The organism is Streptomyces zingiberis (assembly GCF_012034935.1).
Lineage (GTDB): Bacteria > Actinomycetota > Actinomycetes > Streptomycetales > Streptomycetaceae > Streptomyces > Streptomyces zingiberis.
On sequence record NZ_JAATEN010000021.1, the window covers coordinates 68,873 to 89,723 of the forward strand.

Sequence of the window (20,851 nt, forward strand, 5' to 3'; positions counted from 1 at the left end):
ATTTAATGATTGCGGTACAGGGTACGGCCCGCCGGGCCTCACCCGGCAACGCCCCATCGCGAAACGGACCGCCACCCCATACGCCGGAGCCACGGAAGTGACGGGAGTGTTCATATGACGGAGGGCCGGCAGACGAGCCGCCGCAGCCAGGCATGGTTCGGCGCCCGGGGCAGGAGCGGGATGCTGTACCGCTCCTGGATGCGCAACCAGGGATTCGGGCACGAGGTGTTCGACGGGCGTCCCGTCATCGGTATCGCGACCAGCGCCTCCGAACTCGCCCCCTGCAACGCCCATCTGACCCGTGTCGCCGAGGCCGTCAAGCGCGGTGTGTGGCAGGCGGGCGGCTTTCCCCTCCAGTTCCCGACCATGGCCACGGGCGAGACCCTGATGCGCCCCACCGCGATGCTGTACCGCAACCTCATGGCCATGGAGGTCGAGGAGCTGATACGGGCGAACCCGCTCGACGGTGTCGTGCTGCTGTCCGGCTGCGACAAGACGACCCCCGCCATGCTCATGGGCGCCGCCAGCGTCGACCTGCCCGCCGTCATGGTCACCGGCGGGCCCATGCTCAACGGCAAGTACCGGGGCCAGGACGTGGGATCCGGCACCCACGTGTGGAAGTTCGAGGAGGACCTGAAGACCGGCCGGATGACCGAGGAGGAGTGCTTCTTCGCCGAAGGGTGCATGGCCCGCTCCAACGGGCACTGCATGACGATGGGCACCGCCTCGACGATGGCCTGCATGGCCGAGGCGCTCGGCATGCAGCTGCCGGGTTCGGCGGCCTGGCCCGCGGTCGACTCCCGGCGGATGGAGATCGCGCAGGCGGCGGGGCAGCGCATCGTGCGGATGGTGGAGGAGGAGCTGCGCCCCTCGCGGATCCTGACCCGGGAGGCGTTCGAGAACGCCATCCGGGTCAACGCGGCCATCGGCGGCTCCACGAACGCCATCATCCACCTCACCGCCCTCGCGGGGCGCGTCGGCGTCGAGCTGGGCCTGCGGGACTTCGACGAGCTGGTCCGCGCGGTGCCGACCCTGGTCAACCTGATGCCCAGCGGCACGTACCTCATGGAGGACTTCGCCTACGCGGGCGGCCTGCCCGCCGTGATCGCCGAACTCCTCGGCGGCGATCTGCTGCACGGCGAGCAGATCACGGTCACCGGGCGCACGATCGCCGAGAACACCGAGCCCGCCGAGCGCATCGGCTCCGGCGCCATCACCGGCCTCGACGCCCCCTTCCAGCCGGCCGGTACCGGAATCGCGGTCCTGCGCGGCAACCTGTGCCCCGACGGTGCCGTGATCAAGCAGTCCGCCGCGTCACCGCACCTGCTCACCCACCGCGGCCCGGCCCGGGTCTTCGACTCTCCCGAGGCCTACCACGAGGTGGCCGACGACCCGGACCTCGACGTCGACGAGAACACCGTCATCGTCATCCGCAACGCCGGCCCCAAGGGCTACCCCGGCATGCCCGAGGTCTCCAACGTGCCGCTGCCCGCCAAGCTGCTGAAGGCCGGCGTCACCGACATGGTGCGCGTCTGCGACGGCCGGATGAGCGGCACGGGCTACGGGACGGTGGTCCTGCACGTGGCGCCCGAGGCCGCCGTCGGCGGGCCGCTCGCCCTGGTGCGCGACGGCGACCCCGTCGTCCTCGACGTCCCCGGCCGCACCCTGCGCCTGGACGTGGACGACGCCGAGCTCGCCCGGCGCCGGGAGGCGTGGCGGGCACCCGCCGGGCGGCACACCGGGGGATACACCTGGCTCTACACCGAGCATGTGGAACAGGCCCACCGGGGAGCCGACTTCGGCTTCCTGCGCGGAAGCCGGGGACACGAGGTTCCCCGCGACTCCCACTGAGACCGCACCGGACGAACCGGCCCCCCAGGTCCCTCGCCCCGCCCCCGCGACCCCTCGCGCCCTCGCGCGATCAGGAGGACAACCGACCGTGGAATCGGCAGCAGCGCGCCCCCGTCCGGCCCTCACCCCCGGGTCCGTCCTGCCGGAGGACGCCGGCCGGGCCACCCTCGTCGCGCGGGTCCACGACCCGGAGGCGGGCGGGCCCTGCGTGGCCGCGGTCCGCGGCGAGCACGTCGTCGACCTGACGGCCCACGCGCCCACCGTCTCCGACCTCATGGAACGCGAGGACGCGGGGAGGATCGTCCGCGAGGCCGGCGGCGGACGGGCCTGGCGCCTGGACGCCCTGCTCGACGCCCCGGCCGGCCGCCCCGGCCTCCCTCATCTGCTCGCGCCCGTCGACCTTCAGGTGATCAAGGCCGCGGGTGTCACCTTCGCCCGCAGCCTGCTGGAGCGCGTCATCGAAGAGCGGACGGGCGGCGACCCGTCGCAGGCCGCGCGGGTGCGGGCGCGCGTCGGGGAGGTGGTGGGCGGCAGACTCGACGGCATCCGTCCCGGGTCGCCCGAGGCGGAGCGGGCCAGGGAACTGCTCGTCGCCGAGGGACTGTGGTCGCAGTACCTGGAGGTCGGGATCGGGCCGGACCCGGAGGTGTTCACCAAGGCCCCGGTGCTGTCCGCGGTCGGCACCGGCGCCGACATCGGCGTGCTCTCCGCCTCGGCGTGGAACAACCCCGAGCCCGAGGCCGTCCTGGTGGTGGACTCACGCGGCCGGGTACGCGGCGCCACCCTGGGCAACGACGTCAACCTCCGCGACATCGAGGGACGCAGCGCCCTGCTGCTGTCCCGCGCGAAGGACAACAACGCCTCGTGCGCGATCGGCCCGTTCATCCGCCTGTTCGACGAGGACTTCGGTCTCGACACCGTCCGCGGGCTCGGCATCGACCTGCGGATCGACGGCACGGACGGTTACGTCCTGCACGGCAGCAGTTCCCTGCGCGAGATCAGCCGCGACGTCCTGGACCTGGTGGCCGCCACCCACGGGGCGCACCATCAGTACCCGGACGGCTTCGTGCTGTTCACCGGCACGCTGTTCGCCCCCACCGAGGACCGGGGAGCGCCCGGCGCGGGCTTCACCCACGTGTACGGGGACGTCGTGCGGATCTCCAGCCCGCGCCTCGGCGCACTCGTCAACACGGTCGTTCTCAGCGAGCAGGCCGCGCCGTGGACGTTCGGCGTGGGAGCGCTGATGCGCAACCTCGCCCGCCGCGGCCTGCTGTGAGCGACGGCCCCGGGCCTGCTCCCAGGGCCGGTGTGCGCGGCGCCGCCGGTGCCGCGGTGAGCACCGCGCACACCCGGTTCAGGCCCGGGCGGCGGCCGGTTCCTGACCGAACGTGGCGTGCAGGCGCCGGGTGTGATCCACGGGGCGCTCGGCCCCGGTCAGCGTGACCCTGGCCGTCAGGCGCGGATCCGCGCTGGAGGCGGCCAGGCGCAGCTCCAGCTCGCCCGGTTCGACGACGCGCCGGCCGTCGCGGCCGGTGAAGGAGGCGAGGTCGGCGGGGACCGTGACCCGCAGGCGCCGGGCCTCGCCCCGTTCCAGCCCGACCCGGGTGTAGCCGATGAGGCGCTGCACCGGCTGGACGACGGAGGCGACCGGGTCGTGCAGGTAGAGCTGGACGACCTCGGTCCCGGCCCGCCCGCCGGTGTTGCGCACGGTGAAGGTGAGGGTGAACTCGCCGTCCGTCGGGGCCTCCTGCCCGCCGACGGCCAGGTCCGTCCAGTCGAAGCGCGTGTAGGACAGGCCGTGGCCGAAGGCGAACGCCGGGGTCGGGTCGATGCTGGAGACCGAGCCCGCGTGGGCGAGCCGCGCCCCGAGGTACGTGGCCGGCTGGGCACCCGGTCCCCGCGGCACGCTGACCGGCAGGCGTCCGGAGGGGTTGACGCGGCCGCCGAGCACCCCGGCGATCGCGTGCGTGCCCTCCTCACCGGGGAAGAAGGACTGCACGATCGCGGCGGACTCCGTCACCGCGCGGCCGAGGGCGTAGGGCCGCCCCGCGAGCAGCACGGTGACCACGGGTGTCTCCAGGTCGAGCAGGGTGTCGAGCAGCTGCTGCTGGGCTCCGGGCAGCACCAGCGACTCGACGTCGCATCCCTCACCGCTGGTGCCCCGCCCGAAGAGCCCGGCGCGGTCGCCGAGCACCACCAGGGCGACGTCGGCCCCGCGCGCCGCCTCGGCGGCCCCGGGGATGCCGGAGAGATCCCCGTCGTCGACGCCGGTGCCACGGGCGACCGTGATCTCGGCGTCCGGGAACTCGGCGGTGAGCGTGTCGCGCAGCGTGGGCAGTTCGATGCCGAGCGGGGTCCCGGGGTGGCGGACGCCGATGTGCTGCGGGAAGGAGTAGCAGCCGAGGACGGCGGTGGGCTCGTCGGCGTTGGGACCGATCAGGGCGATGCGGCGGGGCCGCTCCAGCGGCAGGGTCCCGTCGTTGCTCAGCAGCACGACCGCTTCCTCGGCGAGCGTGCGGGCCAGCGCGCGGTTGCCCGGGCCGTCCAGGTCGACCCGGCCGCGCAGGGCCGCCGGATCGTCCAGGTCCGCGCCCTGGAGCGCGGCCGGCACGGGGTCCCAGTCGGCGTCGAGCAGGCCGAGCGCCGCCTTCTGGGTGAGGATCCGGCGCAGGGCGCGATCGACCACCGCCTCCGGTACCCGGCCGTCGGCGACCGCCTCGGCCAGGGGCTCGCCGTAGGTCTTGACGTTGGGCAGTTCGACGTCGATGCCCGCGCGCAGCGCGGCGCCGGCGGCACCGGCCCAGTCGGCCGCCACGCCGTGCAGGGTCTTCAGGAAGGCGATGGCGAAGTAGTCCGCGACGACGGTGCCGTCGAAGCCCCAGGTGTCCCGCAGCAACCCGGTGAGCAGGTCCTCGTCCGCCGCGGAGGGCATGCCGTCGATGTCGGTGTAGGAGTTCATCACCGACCGGGCGCCGCCGTCCCGGATCGCCATCTCGAAGGGGGGCAGCAGAACGTCGGCGAGCTCACGCGGCCCCACGGAGGAGGGAGCGAGGTTACGGCCGGCGCGGGAGGCCGAGTAGCCGGCGAAGTGCTTGAGGGTGGCGACGATCCCGGCGGACTCCAGGCCCTGCACGTAGGCCGTCCCGACGGTGCCGACGAGGTACGGGTCCTCGCCGATGGTCTCCTCGACCCGGCCCCAGCGGGCGTCGCGCACGACGTCCAGGATGGGCGCGAGTCCCTGGTGGACGCCGACGGCGCGCATGTCCCGGCCGATGGCGGTGGCCATGCGCCGCACCACGTCCGGGTCGAAGGTGGCGCCCCAGGACAGCGGTACGGGGTAGGCCGTCGCCCCCCAGGCGGCGAAGCCGGCCAGGCACTCGTCGTGCGCGAGGGCGGGGATGCCGAACCGGTTCGTTGCGGCGATCCGGGCCTGGGAGCGGGCCAGGGAGAGCGCGCCCAGGGCGGGGTCGACGGGGATCGTGCCGAAGGGCCGGGTCAGCTGGCCCAGTCCGGTGGGCAGGAGCGCCTCGAGATCGACGGGGTCCTCCATGTCGTGCTGGTGGGGGGCCACTTCACCGCCCTGGTCGGAGGCGCCCACCCACACCCCGTAGAGCTGGGCGGTCTTCTCCCGCAGGGTCATCGCGCCGATCAGGGCGTCGACCCTCACGGCGACGGGAACGGCGGGGTCGTTCCAGAGAGGGGTGCCGGGGTCGGTCTCCGCGGCCACGCTGGCGTTCACTTTCCTCCTACGTCCCCCGGGCCCTGGGGCGGGCGTGACGGGGACGGATCGACGGGCGGATGGGGGGCGGCGGGGCGTCTCCGGGCGGCGGTGCCGTCCCCGCCGCCGGTCAGCGGCTGAATCCGGCGGTCAGACCGCTGAGCAGCTGGCGGCGGCCGAAGGCGTACAGCACCAGGACGGGCAGGGTGGTGAGGACGACGGCGGCGAGGACGGCGGGGACGTTGACCCCGTACTGGCCCTGGAAGGTCCACAGCGCGAGGGGCAGGGTCCGCAGGTCCGGGCTCTGCGTGAGGACCAGCGGCAGCAGGAATCCGTTCCAGATGGTCAGTGCGTTGAAGATGGTCACGGTGAGGATGGCCGGCCGTGTCAGCGGTGCCGCCAGCCGCCACAGCGTCGTCCATTCGGTGGCGCCGTCGACCCGCATCGAGTCGAACAGCTCCTTGGGCACGTCCCGGATGAAGTTGGCGAGCACCAGCACGGACAGCGGGATGGCGAAGGCGATCGACGGGAGGATCAGCGCGGGCAGGCTGTCGTACAGATTCAGCCTGATGATGATCAGGTAGACCGGGATCACCGTCGCCTGCAACGGGATGGCCAGGCCCATGAGGAACAGCCCGTTCATCGCCCGCAGGAACCGCATGCGCCAGCCGCGCACGATCGCGTAGGCGGCCATGAAGGAGAACACGACCGCCGGCACCACGGCGCCGGCGGTGACCACGACGCTGTTCAGGAAGTACCGGAGGAAGTCGGACTCGATGACCAGTCGGTAGTTCTCCAGGGTGGGGCTGCCCGTGGGCACCAGCGGGTTGCTCGCGTAGTAGTTGCTCTGGGCCTTGAGGCTGGTGATGAGAGTCCAGTACAGGGGCACGGCGACGACGGCGAGCCAGAGCCAGCCGGCCAGCCCGCCCGTCCAGTTGCGCCGGCGGGCGGACCGCGGGGGACGGTACTCCCGTTCGCGGTGGGCGGCCTCTCGTGGCCGTCGCGGCTCGGTCAGCGTGGTGGTCACGTCAGGCCCCCTCGAGTTGGCTCGCGCCGGCGTCCCGGCCCCCGAGCCGGCGCAGCAGCAGGGCGAGGGCCAGGCCCACCAGAACCAGGATCACCGCGATGGCACTGGCCGGTCCCATCAGGCTGGCCTGGAATCCCCGCTTGTACATGTCCAGGGCGAGGACCCGGGTGGCGTCGCCGGGGCCGCCCTCGGTCAGGACGAAGATGAGGTCGAAGAAGGTCAGCGACCCGACCACCATCAGCGTGGACGAGGTGATGATGGTGTATTTCAGCTGGGGCAGCGTGATGGAGAAGAACTGCCGGATCCGTCCCGCCCCGTCCAGCTGCGCCGCCTCGTACAGCGACTTCGGGATCTGCTGGACACCGCCCTGGTAGATCAGGGTGTGGAAGGGGATGAACTGCCAGGAGACGACGAAGACGACGACCCCGAAGGCGAGCCCCGGCCGCCCCAGCCAGTCCTGGCTGAGCAGCGGGATACTCAGCCCGGCGCCGAGCCCGAAGTTGGGGTCCAGCAGGGCCTTGTACGCGATCGCGATCGCCGCGGAGCTGAGCATCAGCGGGACGAAGTACACCACGCCCAGCACCGCGCGGTAGCGCTGACGGCCCGCCAGGAAGACGCCGAGCAGGATGCTCAGCGGCGTCTGGACGGCCCAGGACACGGCCATCACCGCGAACGTCACCCACAGGGCGTGCGGCAGCCCGGGGTCGGTGAGCACCGCACGCCAGCTGGTCAGCCCCGACGGGCGGATGGCACCGATCCCGTCCCACGTGGTGAAGCTCAGCGCGAAGACACCGACGAGCGGGATCACCGCGAAGCCGACGAAGACCACCAGCGCCGGTGCCGCCAGCCACGGCAGGATGCTGCGCGGCTCGCGACGCGGCGGGTGGCCGGTGAGCGCGCTCATTTCCCGGTGACCGCGTTGAGGTTGCGGGCGAACTGCTCGGGTGAGATGGACAGCTGGAACAGTTTGACGATGTTGTCCAGCAGCGTCTCGGCGGCCGCCGGGCGAAGCGCCTGGTCCCAGGACTGGGCGAACACGTCGGCCTTGGTGGCGAGGTCATAGGTGAACTGCAGGAACTCGGCGCTCTTGGAGGCGGCCAGCAGCTTCTCCGTGCCCAGCCGGATCGGGACCGACCCGTTGTCGATCCACTTCTTCACCTCCCCCTCCTGGAGGACGCCGGTGGCGAAGAAGTCCTTGGCGATCTTCTTCTGCTCCGCGCTCGCCTTCGAGGAGATGGACAGGTACTGGGCGGGGTTGCCGACCGTGTTGCTCGGATCGCCCTTGCCGCCCTCGACGGGCGGGAAGTTCATGAAGCCCAGCCCGCCGCCGGAGACGAAGTCACCGCCGTCGGTCTGCTGGATGCCGTACGACCATGCGCCGTGGAGCATCATCGCGGCCTTGCCGGTGTACAGCAGGGCCTGGTCGGCGTTGGAATCCGCGGTGATCGAGGAGAAGCCCTTGATGAACCCCTCGGCCTTGACCAGGTCCTGCACCGTGGACAGCGCCTTGAGCGCGTCCGGGTTGGACCAGGCGTTCTTCTCGCCCTCGATGATGGTCTCGAAGAGCTCGGAGCCGCCGATGCGGTCGAACAGGAACTCCAGCCACATCATGCTCGTCCACCGGGACTGGCCACCGAGGGAGAACGGCGCTATGCCCTTCGCGTTGAACTTGGGCACCAGCGCCATGACGTCGTCCCAGGACTCCGGCGGTTCCACGCCGACCTGCTCGAAGACCTTCTTGTTGTAGTAGAGGATGATCGGCTGCACGGTCTCGCACGGCATCGCGTAGATCTTGCCGTCGACCGTCGCCGCGTCGAACGAGGTCGGGAACAACCCCTTCTTGACGTCGGAGTTCTCCTCGAACCACGAGGTGAGGTCCTCGACCTGGCCCGCCTCCGCGTAGGTGCGCAGGGTCCCGCCGCCCCAGCCCCAGATGATGGTGGGCGCCTGCCCGGAACCGATGGCGGTCTTGATCTTCGTCTTGTACGCGTCGTTCTGGAAGGTGGTGTCCTTGATCTGCCCGTCGGGGTGGGCCTTGTTGAACGCCTCCACCGCGCCGGCTCTGGCCCCTTCCTGCGGCTGGCCGTTCAGGTACCAGTACGTGGCCCCGCCACCGCTCTTGCCGGGGCCGGAGGAGCCGCCGCAGGCCGTCAGCGCCGCGGAGACCGGCACGCCGGCGGCCAGGGCGAGGAGGGTACGTCGGGAGAGCGCCATGTCTTGTCTCCGTACTCGAGAGCCACCGGCTTCTCGGGGTGAGGAAGGTGCCGGCTGAAAAGTTTTCGAAACAGTCTTCTCCGAACTCTGTTGGTGCAAATTAGGTTTCGGGTTGACGCGCTGTCAAGGTCCGTGCGGGCACGTTGTAGAGGGGCGGACGGCTGCGTAATATCAAGCAGGGGCGGCCCGCGGGAGGCCTTGCCAGGGATCGAAACTATTTCGAAATGCTCGGGTGGGAATGGCGGGTCCAGTCGGCTCCCGGTCGGCCCACCAGGCCGCGGTGCGGCCCCGCCGCCGCTCAGACGGCCGGGCCGGACCGTCCGGCGGACGGCCCGCCGCGGCCGGAGCCGGGCACCGGGCGCGCGCGTACGGAGCGGTGTGCGGGCCCGTCGCCGACCGGATCGCGGCCACGGACGCGGTCCCGCGCGGTCTCCCGCGGATCGCCGGACGTGCCGGGGACGCGTCGGCACCTCCCCGGACGGCCTCGGCGCCAGGGTGCCGTACGGTTGATCGGCTCCACCCGCGCCGCCGTCCCGACCTGCGGCGCACCACCGGTGGACGGACAGCTGAGAGGAACCGATGCGACCGAACGGCAGACGCACCACGCTGGCCGACATCGCCCGGGCGGCCGGGGTCTCCGTCGCGACCGTGTCCAAAGTGGTCAACGGCCGCGGTGACGTGGCCCCGCACACCCGCACCCGGGTGCAGGAACTGCTGCATCGGCACGACTACCTCGCGCCCGTCTTCCGCCACACCGAGGCCGTCGCGAGCCCGACCATCGAGGTGCAGTTCAAGGGGGGTCTCAAGCTGTACGTGGCCGAGACCCTGGAGGGCATCATCGACTCAGCGGCCGAACTGGGGGCCTCGGTGGTGATCAGCAAGGCGACCGGCGCCCCGCACTGGGCCCGGGACCTGGTCTCCGCCGGGCGCCGCGCCGTCATCGCGGTCACCAGCGTCTACACCACGGCGCACCTCAACGAACTGGCTCGGTCGGGGCTGCCGCTGGTCGTCCTGGACCCCCTGCACCTGCCGGACAGCCGGGTCCACAGCGTCGGGGCGACCAACTTCGCCGGCGGCCTGGCCGCGACCCGGCACCTGCTCTCCCTCGGCCACCGCCGCGTCGCCTATCTCGGCGGGCCGGCCATGGCCGTCTGCAACCAGGCCCGCATGCACGGCTACCGCGCCGCCATGGAGGCGGAAGGGGCGCGGGTGCCCGAGACCTACGTCCGGCCCGGGGAGTTCACGCACGAGACCGGCCTGCTCGGCGCGCCGGCGCTGCTGGACCTGGAGGAGCCGCCGACGGCGGTCTTCGCGGGCAACGACGAGATCGCCGTCGGCGCCGTCGAGGCCGCCCGCGCCCGGGGTCTGCGCGTCCCGGAGGACCTGAGCGTGGTCGGCTTCGACGACACGAGCCTGGCCCGGATGGCCTCCCCGCCGCTGACCACCGTCCGCCAGCCGCTCCGGGAGATGGGTGGCGCCGCCCTGCGCACCGCCCTCCGGCTGGCCGACGGCGAGAAGCCCGAGTCCCACCACATCGAACTCGCCACCGAGCTCGTCGTACGCGCCTCGACGGCACCGCCCCGGCGGTGGTAAAGGGCTGTGGCACGTGCGGTGTGACCGGTCCTCGTCCCCGGCTCAGGGCCGGTCCGGGGCCGGGGGGTACGCCGCCTGGCCACCGTCAGTGCCCTCACTGCTCTCACCGCCGTGGCCGCCGCGGCTCCGGGCGTACCGGGCGGGTGTCTGGCCGTACCGCCGCTTGAAGGCGCGGATGAAGTGGCTGCTGTCCGCGAACTGCCAGCGGGCGGCGACCTCCGAGACGCTCAGCCGGCCGCGCGGCGCGGCCAGGAGCCTCAGGCGGGCCTGCTCCAGCCGGCCGCGGCGGATATAGGCGCTCACGGACTCGCCGGTCGCGGCGAACGCCCGGTGCAGCGTCCGCACCGAGACGCTGAGTTCCCGGGCCAGCGTCGAGGGGGAGAGGTCGGGGTCGGCGAGGCGGCCGTCCACGATGTCCTTCGCCGCCTGCGCCACCGCCGGGGCCAGACGGGGCTCGTCGCCGTCGAGCTCCCGCCGCACCACACCCCCGACCAGTTCGACCAGGGCGTTGCGGGCGGCCCGCAGGCCGGCCGGGGAGAGGTCGTTCAGCGTGGCGGCGGTCATATTCGCCTGGGCCATGAGCACCCGCATCTCGGCCGAGTCCGACGGTCCCAGCACCTGGCGGCCGGCCGCCACCGGCCCGAGGAGTGAGGCGGGCAGGATCAGCACGTCCGCCCTCGTGCGCGGCTGGACCTCGAACCGCGACGGCGGACCGCTGTGCCGGACGAGGAACTGCCCGGCCCCCACGGCGGTCCCGCCGCCGTCGCGCGGCACGCCGAAGTGCCATGTGCCGCGCCGCACGACGTGGACCAGCACCCGGTCCTCGACGTCGCTCCGGACGCCCTGGGTACTGCCGGTGAACGAGTCGCAGTAGAGGTCTGCGATCACCGCGTCGTGGACTCTGGACGCCTGCACCCTGAGCCGGAAGCCGCCTCTCACGCCCGCGTCGAAGGACGGCAGCGGGAACGCGGCGCCGACCTGCGCCCGCCACGCGCGGCGGAAGACGCCGAAACCCTCCGCCGCGGTGTCCGGGGCCGTGACGTCCACCGAGAACGTCCTGCCCCCCGCGGCTGCCCCCGGTCCGCCGCTCCCCGTGCCGTTCATCGCCTGCCGAGGTAACTCGCCTGTCCGCCCACGACGCTGATGTTCCATCAGCGTGGCACGGAGATACAAGCGCGCACCGTACGGATCTTCCTAAGGTGCACGGAGAAGCTGATCCCGGCGGGGGAACGGAGGCCGGGACGTGTGGCGTCCGCAGCCGGCGCACGCGGCTCGGATCCACACCGGGCGCCCTCGGGGGCGCCGCCGCGCCGTGGTTCCGGGACTCCCGCCTTTGTCACCCCACCCCCTCCGGCCTGCCCCGGACCTGTGAAATGTGAAAGGAGTCGGTTGCCGTGACCGACATGACGCCCGGCACCGCCGGCGCACCGGCCGATCCCGCGGCGGACACCGCCACCGTCATGGAACTGCTCACCGGCGGTGTCGTGGCCCAGACCCTGCGCGCGCTGGCCGAGTTGCGCATCGCCGATCACCTCGCGGAGGGCCCGCTGACGGCCGAAGAGGTGGCGGAGCGCGAGGGCAGCCATCCCCGGGCGACCTACCGTCTGATGCGGGCCGCCTCCTCGCTCGGCCTCCTGAGCTACGAGGGGGACCACCGTTTCGCCCTCACCGGGCCGGGCCGGGCGCTCCGGGCGGACGTGCCGGGTTCCCTGCGCTCCCTGGTTCTGGTCCAGACCGCGCACGCGCACTGGACGTCCCTGGCGCACTTCCCCGAGGCGGTGCGGCGTGGGAGCAACCAGGTGAAGAAGGCGCTGGGAGCGGAGATCTGGGAGTACTACACGCATCCGGAGAACGCCGAAGAGGCAGCGCTCTTCGCCCGGGCGATGGGGGATGTGTCCGCCCTGGTGACGCAGGGCGCCGTGGCCGCGCTCGACACCGCCGGCGTGTCCACCGTGGTTGACGTCGGCGGCGCGGACGGCCATTTCGTCCTGGGGCTGATGGAGGCCGAACCCCGGCTGCACGGGCAGGTCCTCGATCTTCCCCACGCCGTCGAGGGCGCCCGCCGCGAGGCCGGGAAGCGCGGCCTGGCGGACCGCTTCTCCACCGCGACGGGCGACTTCTTCACCGAGGTTCCCCCCGCGGACCTCTACCTCCTGAAGACGGTCCTGCACGATTGGGACGACGACCAGTGCGCCACGATTCTGAGGAACTGCCGGTCCGCCGTGCACGAGGGCGGGCGGGTGCTGGTCGTCGAGATGCTCGTCGGCGAGATGGGACAGCCTGACATCGTCACCCGGGCGGACATGGCGATGCTCGCCCTCACCAACGGCATGGAACGGGACATCGACGAGTTCGACGCCCTCTTCGCGGCCTCGGGGTGGCGCCGCTCCGCCACGTACCCCGTGGGTGGCGGGCAGTTCGGAATGGAGCTCACCGCCGTCTGAGACCTCGTGGAGGGCGCGCGCCTTCCCCCGGGTGCCCCGGCCGGTGCCGCGGCCTCCGGCGGCCGCGGCACCGGCCGGGGCACGGCGTTCACGCGTGGCCCCGGCTGTCACCGGCCCGGTGCTCCTCCTCGTGCGCCGCCGCGGTGACCTGCGATCGGAGCGGCCCGGACGGCCCGGCATCGCCCGAGGCGGGGACCCGGCCCGGTCACTCCGGCGGAACGAGCCCCGCCTCCTGCACGAGCACCGCCTCCTGCACGAGCAGGGCCACCTGCACCCGGTTGTTGAGGTCCAGCGTGGCGAGGATCGCCGACACGTGGGTCTTGACCGTGGTCAGGCCGAGGTGATCCCGCGCGGCGATCAGCTCCGGGATGTGCCCGGCCCCCGGCAGCGGCGGCTCACCCACCGTGGCCCGGAGCGCCCCGATCACCTCGCGGACCACCCCGGCCGCCGGACGGCGGCGCCGGTCAGCCGCCAGGCGAATCTTGCTGGTCCGCCCGCCCCTCGAACGCCCCAGGTCAGCGGCGGTCAAGCGGATACGGCCCCGTCGGCGAACCCGGCGTCGCTCCTCGCGGGGCGGGGTCCTCTTCCTGGCGGTCCTGCGGCGGTTGTCCTTGGGCGCCTGACCGGCATCGCTCCTGCCGTACGGGGCCCGGTCGGACGTCGCGGTCGCTCACCGACCGCAACGAATCCCGCCGGCCCGGCGGTTACCACCGGGCCGGCGGAAAGTTGTGAACCGGTACCCGGAATCAGGCCGCGACGAGCTTCTGCTCACGGTCCGGGGTCTTGGCCTTGGGCTTCTTGTTCGGCAGCGAGAGGCGGAAGACCTTGTGCCACGCGGAGAACACCTGCTTGGGCAGCGACCCGGTGACGTACTCCAGCTCGTACTTCTCGAACAGCGCGCGCACCTTCACCGAGACCTCGGCGTACCGGTTGCTGGGCAGGTCCGGGAAGAGGTGGTGCTCGATCTGGTGCGACAGGTTGCCGGTCATGAAGTGCATGGCCTTGCCGCCGCTGATGTTCGCCGAGCCCATCATCTGGCGCAGGTACCACTGACCGCGCGTCTCGCCCCTGATCGACCGGCGCTCGAAGACCTGCACCCCCTCGGGGAAGTGCCCGCACATGATCACCGAGTGGGTCCAGAGGTTGCGGACCAGGTTCGCGGTGAACGTGGCGGCGAGTGTGGTGAGGAACGAGGGGCCCGACAGCAGCGGGTGGATCACGTAGTCCTTGAGAACCTGCTTGCGGATCTTGCGGCCCACGGCCCTGGCCCGCGCGCGGAACTCCGGGTTCTTGCGGCGGCGCTTGTGCAGGTTCTTGCCGAGCTCCAGGTCGTACGCCGCGATGCCGTACTCGAAGAAGCAGGCGTTGATGAAGTTCCACATCGGCTGGCCGAGGTGGAACGGGCGCCACCGCTGGTCCTCGTCGACGCGCATGATGCCGTAGCCGAGGTCGTTGTCCTTGCCGATCACGTTGGTGTACGTGTGGTGCAGCTCGTTGTGCGAGTGCTTCCACTGATCGGCCGGCGAGACGTGGTCCCAGTCCCAGGTGCTGGAGTGGATCTTCGGGTCCCGCATCCAGTCCCACTGACCGTGCAGGATGTTGTGGCCGATCTCCATGTTGTCCATGATCTTCGCCACGGACAGGCCGGCGGTGCCGATCAGCCACGCGGGCGGGAAGAACGAGAACAGCAGCACGCCCCTGCTGGCCAGCTCGAGCTTGCGCTGCACCGAGATGACCTTGCGGATGTAGGCGGCGTCCTTCTCGCCACGGCTGGCGATCACTTCGTCGCGGATCGCGTCCAGCTCGCGTCCGAGCTCCTCGATCTGCTCCGCGGTCAGGTGGGCGGTGGGGTCGATGGCGGTCAAAGCGCTCCTACCGTTCGATGTCACAGGGGCCCGCGGCGGCGGACACGCAGGTCTGGATGAGGACGCCCGGCCCGGCCTCGGTGATCTCGCCGGTGCGCAGGTCACGGACGGCGCCCGCCGTGAGCGGCGTGACGCAGCCGTAGCAGATGCCCATGCGGCACCCGGAGGGCATGAGCACGCCGGCCTCCTCGCCGACGTCCAGCAGCGGCGTGGCGCCGCCCGCGTCGACGGTCTTGCCGGTGGTGCTGAACCTGACCTCGCCGCCGTCGCCGGTGACGACGACGGTGGGGCGGAAGCGTTCGGTGTGCAGGCGCTCCGCCACGCCGTGCGCGGTCCAGTGTTCCTCGGCGGCGTCGAGCAGGCCCGCGGGCCCGCAGGCCCAGGTCTCGCGCTCGGCCCAGTCGGGCACGAGTTCGTCGAGACGGGTGATGTCGAGCATGCCGTCCGTGTCGGTGTGCACCTCGGTGAGCCGCAGCTTCGTGTCCGTGACCAGGCGGTGCAGTTCGCTGCGGAAGATCACGTCCTGCGGCCGGGGCGCGGAGTGGACCATGACGACGTCGTCGAACTCGGTGTCGCGCAGCATGCCCATCACGGGCGTGATGCCGCTGCCGGCCGTCAGGTAGAGCACCTTGGCGGGCTTGGCCCGCGGCAGGACGAAGTCCCCGGTCGCCTGGTCGAGCTGGATCAGCGTCCCCGGTTTCACGCTGCGGACCAGGTGGTTGCTGACCTTGCCGTCCGGGATCGCCTTCACGGTGATCGTGACGCGGCCGTCCCGGCGGCTGGTCGGGGAGGTGATGGAGTAGGCACGCCACAGGCGCACCCCGTCGACGTCGACCCCGACCCGCACGTACTGGCCGGCCCGGTGGCCGCGCCAGCCCCGTCCCGGCCTGATCACGACCGTGGCGGCGTCACCGGTCTCGGGGTGCACGGCCTCGATGCGCCCCCGCAGGTCGGCTCCCGCACGCAGTGGGCTGACCATGTCCAGGTAGTCCGACGGCAGCAGCGGCGTCGTGACCATCTCCAGCAGCTTCCACGCCCTGCTGCGCAGGGCTGTACTCGTCATGGCTCCAGCTTGCTGCGCGCAGGGCGTAAAGTCCTGACCGCAGGACGTAAATCTGGTCGGCCGAATTGTTCGCAGGGAACAAAAACATGAGTCATGCAATCCGGAGGGCCGGCGAACTGGCCCTGGACGAGACGACGGTCACCGCGCTTCGGGCCGCGCTGAAGACCACCGCTGACGAGGTCGTCCGCGCGATCATCGATGAGGTCCCTCCCTACGCCAACGCCCTCTCGGGCCATATGGGCGCCACCATCCGCCGGGCCGTCCGCACCGCCCTGGGGCACTACCTGGACCTCGCGAGCGGGAACGCCACGGGCGGCGACGCCGGGGACGCGGCCTACGAGCTGGGCCGTGGTGAGGTGCGCGACGGCCGTTCGATGGACGCCCTGCTCAGCGCCTACCGCGTCGGCGCCCGCGTGGCCTGGCGATGCCTGGCGGCGGGTGCGGTACCCGCGGGTCTGCCCGCCGCCGAGGTCGCCAAGTTCGCCGAGCTGACCTTCGCCTACATCGACGAGCTCTCCGCCGCGAGCGCCGCGGGACACGCCGACGAACTGGCCGCCCGGGGCCGGGCCCACGAGCGCCACCTGGAACACCTGGCCCGCGACCTCCTCGCCGGTGCCGGCCCGGAGACGCTGGTGGCCTCCGCCCAGCGGGCCGGGTGGCAGCCGCCGGCTTCGCTGACCGCGGTCCTGCTGCCCGCCGCCCAGGCCCGGCCCGCCTACCGCACGCTCGACTCGAGCACCCTCGTCCTCGACGACCTGCCGGACGCCACCGGTGTGCTGCTGGTCCCCGACGCCGACCGGCCGCATCTGCTGCGGCAGCTGACCGACCGCGCCGCCGTGGTGGGCCCGGCCCGGCCGTGGACGCGTGCGTCCGCCTCGTACGCACGAGCCGTACGCGCGCGCTCTCTCTCCGCCGGCATCCGCGACACCGAGGACCACCTGCCCGAGCTGGTCCTGAGCGCCGACGCGGACGCGTTCGCGGATCTGCGTGCCCGGGCCCTGGCGCCGTTGCGGGCCGTGCCGGCCGCGACCGCGCAGCGGCTGGAGGAGACGCTGCGGGCGTGGCTGCTGCACCAGGGCCGGCGGGAGGAGGTGGCGGCGGCGCTGTTCGTCCATCCCCAGACGGTCCGGTACCGGATGTCGCAGCTGCGGGAGCTGTTCCCGGATCTCGCGTCGCCACACCGGGTCCTGGAACTGACGCTGGCGGTCGGTCTGCGGGGCGGCTGACGCGTACCTCCACCCGGTCCCGCGTTGCCGCTCACCGCCGCTCGGTGCTCATCGGCCGCGGATGCCGGTCCAGCCGGGTCCGAGGCCGCGCCGGCCGCGCCGGCCCCGTGCGGGCGGCGTCAGCGGCTCGCGCCCGGGGCGGTCCGTCTGCTCCGGAGCCGGGGGCGCGGAGAGGGCGGCCAAACCTTCCAGCACGCGGGTCTGGCGGGGGGTCAGCCACAGACCGCGCTCACGTAGGGCTCCGGCGAGGAGGACCAGGGTGTCGATGACGTCGTCGGTGGCGGCCGGGGACCAGTGCAGCGGTGTGGTGGTGTCCACCAGGGCGCAGGCGGCGTCGGCGACCGCGGCCGCCTGCTCCTCGCCCGAGGGCCCGATCCGGTCCGGCAGGGGGGCACGTCCGTTCTGAGGTTGATGCGGCACACGGGAAAGCGTAGGCCGCCGCCCGGCCGCCGGACGCGGCACGGTCCGGCTGTGGACCGTGTGCGGCTTGGCGCGTCAAGCAGGGCAGCGGCGAGGCAGGGGGCAGGGCATGGCCGCTGTCCCCCGAGGTCCGTTCACCCGTCGAGCCGGCGGGGGTGAGCTGCGTCTGCCGGCCTACGGCGACCGCTCCGGCCGCCGCCATCGGCAGTCCCCGGTGACCGTGGCCCACTGCCTCGCCCGGAACCGGACGGCAGGCTGTCCCGCAGTTCCCCGGAGGAGGGCCTTTTCCCTGGTTTCCGGGCGAAAGTGGGGCAGGCCGAGGAGGCCGGGCGTTCACGTGTTCGACACAGAATGCACCCGGGCCGGTCACTCACGAACGGCCGCACCGTGGCACGCTCCGAGGCGTTGATCCATCCGCCGTGATCCACCGCGCCGGGCACCGCACCCCGGAGGCCGGCCGACCGCCGGGCTCCACAGGGCGCGCACGGTCCGGCTGTGAGCGAGAGGACACCCCTCACCATGCCCGCTCATCGTCAGCACCGCCCCTGGCGCCGCCCCGTTCTGGCCCTCGCCGCGGCCGCCGCGGTCGCCGTGCCGTCGGCGGCCTTCGCCACCCACACCCCGCCCCGCGAGCCCGCCGCCGGAGCCCCGGCCGCGCCGGTGGACGACGCCTACTACCAGGAAGCGCTCGGCAAGAGCGGCCAGGAGCTGAAGGCAGCCCTGCACACGATCATCAGCGACCAGACCAAGCTCTCCTACGCCCAGGTGTGGGACGCGCTCAAGGAGACCGACGAGGACCCGGACAACCCGTCCAACGTCATATTGCTCTACTCCGGCCGTTCCCAGGCGAAGGACACCAACGGTGGTGGATCGGGAGAGTGGAACAGGGAGCACGTCTGGGCCAAGTCGCACGGCGGCTTCGGCACCGCGACCGGCCCCGGCACCGACATCCACCACCTCCGGCCGGCGGACGTCGCGGTCAACTCCGCCCGCGACAACCTGGACTTCGACAACGGCGGCGACCCGGTCCAGGGAGCCCCGGGAAACTTCGCCGACCGTGACTCCTTCGAGCCGCGCGACGAGGTCAAGGGCGATGTCGCCCGCATGATCCTCTACATGGCGGTCCGCTACGAGGGCACCGACGGCTTCCCCGACCTCGAACCCAACGACCAGGTCGACAACGGCTCCGCCCCGAAGATGGGACGACTGTCGGTCCTCCAGCAGTGGCACCAGCAGGACCCGCCGGACAGCTTCGAGAAGAATCGTAACGACAAGATCGAGCAGATCCAGAAGAACCGGAACCCCTTCATCGACCACCCCGAATGGGTCACCGAGATCTGGAAGTAACCGCCTTGCGCCGTGCCCGCCCGGGCGCCGCGGCCCCGGCGGGCACGGGACCGGCCCCGCTGTGGCCGCCGGCCGGTGCCGTTCCCCTCCTGGCCGGTATCGCCGCCCCGGCCCCGGCTCAGCCGTCCTTCAGCAGCTTGACGCAGACGCTGTGCCAGGCGTCCTTGGCCGCCTTGGCGCGCGCAGGCGCGTCCGACGTGGAGGACTCCAGGCGCTGCATCGCGTCCGCGGTTTCCACGGATGCCTCGCCGTCGACGCGGAACAACTCCGTCAATCTCCCGTCCCCGGTCCTCTCCGCGATCGCGGACATCTTCCGGCCGTAGACGCGCCAGGCCTCCACCAGGCCCAGCACCGCGAGATCGTCTCCGTACTCCTGGCGCGCCTCGTAGGCATCCGTGCAGGCTTCCCGGGAGGCGGAGTCCGGGTCGATCTCCGCCACCAGCTCGTCGTAGGTGGTCACCCCGAAGAAGGCGAGCACGGCCAGGGCCGAGGCGGCCGCCCCCAGCCACACCGAGGCGTTCTGCCGATCCTCCGCCATGTCTCCCCCCGCCGCTCGCCCTCGCCCGACAACAGGCCCATCCTGCCGACTGCGGGCCCGCCGTGCGACGCCTACGGGAGATCTGGCGGCAGCGGCACGACGACGGTTCCGGTCGCCGCATTGCCCTCCTGCCCGGTCACTTCTCACCACCGGGACCGCATGCCCCGGTCTCCAGATGTCCGCCCGCCGCCGGAAAACGTGGCGGCTTCCTTCCGCTCGTCGGTGAGGATCTCCCCGTGGGGGGCCAGGCGGCGCCGCCAACACCAGGGCAATCCCGCAGGAAGATTTCTCCGGCCCCGGGCCTACGACACGCAGCCTGGGCTCGCCGGTCCGTGGATCGAGCGGCCCTGAATGCCGGTGCCGCTTCTTGCGACGGTGGAGTTCCACGACGCGGCTTCCAGGAGTGAACATGCCACGCAGGCCTATCGACATCGCCACCCCCGACCTGTCCGGCCGGCGCGCCGTCGTCACCGGAGCGAGTGACGGCATGGGGGTCCAGCTGGCGACACGGCTGGCCGCCGCCGGCGCCGAGGTCGTCATGCCCGTCCGTAACCAGCGCAAGGGCGAGGCGGCCATCGCGAGGATCCGTCAGGCGACCCCCACCGCGAAGGTGTCGCTGCGTGAACTCGATCTGTCCTCGCTGAGTTCGGTCGCCGCGCTCGGCAGGACGCTGACGGACGAGGGGCTGCCGATCCACTTCCTCATCAACAACGCCGGCGTCATGACTCCGCCCGACCGGCAGACGACCGCCGACGGCTTCGAGCTTCAGTTCGGCACCAATCACCTCGGCCACTTCGCCCTCGTCGCCCAGGTGCTGCCCCTGCTGCGGGCCGGTGGCGCGCGGGTGACCTCGCAGAGCAGTGTCGCCGCGCGCCGCGGTGCCATCAACTGGGACGACCTGAACTGGGAACGCTCCTATGACGGCATGAAGGCCTACCGGCAGTCGAAGATCGCGTTCGGCCTGTTCGGGCTCGAACTCGACCGGCGCAGCCGTGCGTCCGGCTGGGGCATCACGAGCAATGTCTCGCATCCCGGTGTCGCGCCGACCAGCCTGCTCGCCGCGCGCCCGGAGGTTGGGCGCAGCAGCGACACCGCGGCCTATCGCGTGATCAATGCGCTCTCCCGGCGCGGTCTCCTTCTCGGGACGCCGCGGACCGCGATGCTGCCCGCCCTGTACGCCGCCACCTCGCCGGACGCCGGGGGCGAGCTGTTCTACGGGCCGCAGGGCCCCGGCGGCCTCGGCGGGGCCCCCGGGCAGCAGACGCTCTACCGCCCCCTGCGCAGCGCCCAGGAGGCCACGCGCATCTGGCAGGTCTCCGAGGAACTGACGCACGTGCGCTTCCCCGGCAGCTGACCCGGATGCCGGGCAGCGCGTGCCGGCAGCGGGCCGCCGTGGCGCGTCACCTACGGCCGGCCCCGCGTCATGCGCCGGACCCGGATCGATACCCGCTCCGGCCCCGTCGGCCGGTCTCACCCTGGGATCGGCAGGGCCTGGATGAGCCTGCTCCCGGGGGCCAGCCTTGGAGCAGCGCCGGCCCCGGAGGT

At 72.3% G+C, this 20,851-nt stretch carries 17 protein-coding genes; 7 read left to right on the forward strand and 10 right to left on the reverse strand.

The window, feature by feature from the left end:
* Positions 1-114: 114 nt before the first annotated feature.
* Both HCK00_RS22020 and HCK00_RS22025 read left to right on the forward strand, forming a co-directional pair.
* Positions 115-1,851, forward strand: coding sequence for an IlvD/Edd family dehydratase (locus HCK00_RS22020; protein WP_168103758.1), 1,737 nt, complete (start codon positions 115-117; stop codon positions 1,849-1,851).
* An 88-nt stretch (positions 1,852-1,939) separates the two neighbouring features.
* Positions 1,940-3,127, forward strand: coding sequence for a fumarylacetoacetate hydrolase family protein (locus tag HCK00_RS22025; RefSeq protein ID WP_168103759.1), 1,188 nt, complete (start codon positions 1,940-1,942; stop codon positions 3,125-3,127).
* Positions 3,128-3,205: 78 nt separating this feature from the next.
* Here HCK00_RS22025 and HCK00_RS22030 read toward each other — a convergent pair whose 3' ends face one another.
* The 4 genes from HCK00_RS22030 to HCK00_RS22045 form a co-directional block, all read right to left on the reverse strand.
* Positions 3,206-5,590 (reverse strand): beta-xylosidase/alpha-l-arabinosidase, encoded by a 2,385-nt coding sequence (locus tag HCK00_RS22030; RefSeq protein ID WP_311765427.1) that lies wholly within the window; start codon positions 5,588-5,590, stop codon positions 3,206-3,208.
* Between the two features lie 109 nt (positions 5,591-5,699).
* A complete protein-coding gene (locus tag HCK00_RS22035; protein ID WP_168103760.1) occupies positions 5,700-6,596 on the reverse strand; it encodes a carbohydrate ABC transporter permease in 897 nt (298 codons plus the stop codon).
* Between the two features lies 1 nt (position 6,597).
* On the reverse strand, positions 6,598-7,500 hold the full coding sequence (locus tag HCK00_RS22040) for a carbohydrate ABC transporter permease (protein ID WP_168103761.1): 903 nt from the start codon (positions 7,498-7,500) through the stop codon (positions 6,598-6,600).
* Positions 7,497-8,810 (reverse strand): extracellular solute-binding protein, encoded by a 1,314-nt coding sequence (locus tag HCK00_RS22045; RefSeq protein ID WP_168103762.1) that lies wholly within the window; start codon positions 8,808-8,810, stop codon positions 7,497-7,499. Before HCK00_RS22045 ends, HCK00_RS22040 begins: the two co-directional genes overlap by 4 nt.
* Before the next feature lie 579 nt (positions 8,811-9,389).
* Here HCK00_RS22045 and HCK00_RS22050 point away from each other — a divergent pair.
* On the forward strand, positions 9,390-10,403 hold the full coding sequence (locus HCK00_RS22050) for a LacI family DNA-binding transcriptional regulator (RefSeq protein ID WP_168103763.1): 1,014 nt from the start codon (positions 9,390-9,392) through the stop codon (positions 10,401-10,403).
* 42 nt (positions 10,404-10,445) lie between these two features.
* Here the strand turns inward: HCK00_RS22050 and HCK00_RS22055 are convergent, their stop codons facing one another.
* Positions 10,446-11,450, reverse strand: a complete 1,005-nt coding sequence (locus HCK00_RS22055) for a helix-turn-helix domain-containing protein (protein ID WP_311765428.1) — start codon at positions 11,448-11,450, stop codon at positions 10,446-10,448.
* 356 nt (positions 11,451-11,806) lie between these two features.
* Between HCK00_RS22055 and HCK00_RS22060 the strand changes: the two genes are divergently transcribed.
* The gene (locus HCK00_RS22060; RefSeq protein ID WP_168103805.1) at positions 11,807-12,847 is read left to right on the forward strand and encodes a methyltransferase; all 1,041 of its coding nucleotides are present in this window, start codon (positions 11,807-11,809) and stop codon (positions 12,845-12,847) included.
* 205 nt (positions 12,848-13,052) lie between these two features.
* On the opposite strand, the gene HCK00_RS28535 is transcribed toward HCK00_RS22060, so the two are convergent.
* The 3 genes from HCK00_RS28535 to HCK00_RS22075 form a co-directional block, all read right to left on the reverse strand.
* A complete protein-coding gene (locus HCK00_RS28535) occupies positions 13,053-13,376 on the reverse strand; it encodes a helix-turn-helix domain-containing protein (RefSeq protein ID WP_206320724.1) in 324 nt (107 codons plus the stop codon).
* A gap of 217 nt (positions 13,377-13,593) precedes the next feature.
* The gene (locus HCK00_RS22070; RefSeq protein ID WP_168103764.1) at positions 13,594-14,712 is read right to left on the reverse strand and encodes a fatty acid desaturase family protein; all 1,119 of its coding nucleotides are present in this window, start codon (positions 14,710-14,712) and stop codon (positions 13,594-13,596) included.
* Positions 14,713-14,719: 7 nt separating this feature from the next.
* On the reverse strand, positions 14,720-15,775 hold the full coding sequence (locus tag HCK00_RS22075; RefSeq protein ID WP_168103765.1) for a ferredoxin reductase: 1,056 nt from the start codon (positions 15,773-15,775) through the stop codon (positions 14,720-14,722).
* A gap of 86 nt (positions 15,776-15,861) precedes the next feature.
* Between HCK00_RS22075 and HCK00_RS22080 the strand changes: the two genes are divergently transcribed.
* Complete coding sequence (locus tag HCK00_RS22080) at positions 15,862-17,001, forward strand: PucR family transcriptional regulator (RefSeq protein ID WP_168103766.1); 1,140 nt, start codon at positions 15,862-15,864, stop codon at positions 16,999-17,001.
* A 48-nt stretch (positions 17,002-17,049) separates the two neighbouring features.
* Here the strand turns inward: HCK00_RS22080 and HCK00_RS22085 are convergent, their stop codons facing one another.
* Positions 17,050-17,421, reverse strand: a complete 372-nt coding sequence (locus tag HCK00_RS22085) for a hypothetical protein (protein WP_168103767.1) — start codon at positions 17,419-17,421, stop codon at positions 17,050-17,052.
* Positions 17,422-17,940: 519 nt separating this feature from the next.
* On the opposite strand from HCK00_RS22085, the gene HCK00_RS22090 reads away from it, so the two are divergent.
* Positions 17,941-18,768, forward strand: a complete 828-nt coding sequence (locus HCK00_RS22090; RefSeq protein WP_168103768.1) for an endonuclease I family protein — start codon at positions 17,941-17,943, stop codon at positions 18,766-18,768.
* Positions 18,769-18,886: 118 nt separating this feature from the next.
* Here HCK00_RS22090 and HCK00_RS22095 read toward each other — a convergent pair whose 3' ends face one another.
* Complete coding sequence (locus HCK00_RS22095; RefSeq protein WP_168103769.1) at positions 18,887-19,306, reverse strand: hypothetical protein; 420 nt, start codon at positions 19,304-19,306, stop codon at positions 18,887-18,889.
* Positions 19,307-19,715: 409 nt separating this feature from the next.
* On the opposite strand from HCK00_RS22095, the gene HCK00_RS22100 reads away from it, so the two are divergent.
* On the forward strand, positions 19,716-20,660 hold the full coding sequence (locus tag HCK00_RS22100) for an SDR family oxidoreductase (protein ID WP_168103770.1): 945 nt from the start codon (positions 19,716-19,718) through the stop codon (positions 20,658-20,660).
* The last annotated feature ends 191 nt before the right edge of the window (positions 20,661-20,851 follow it).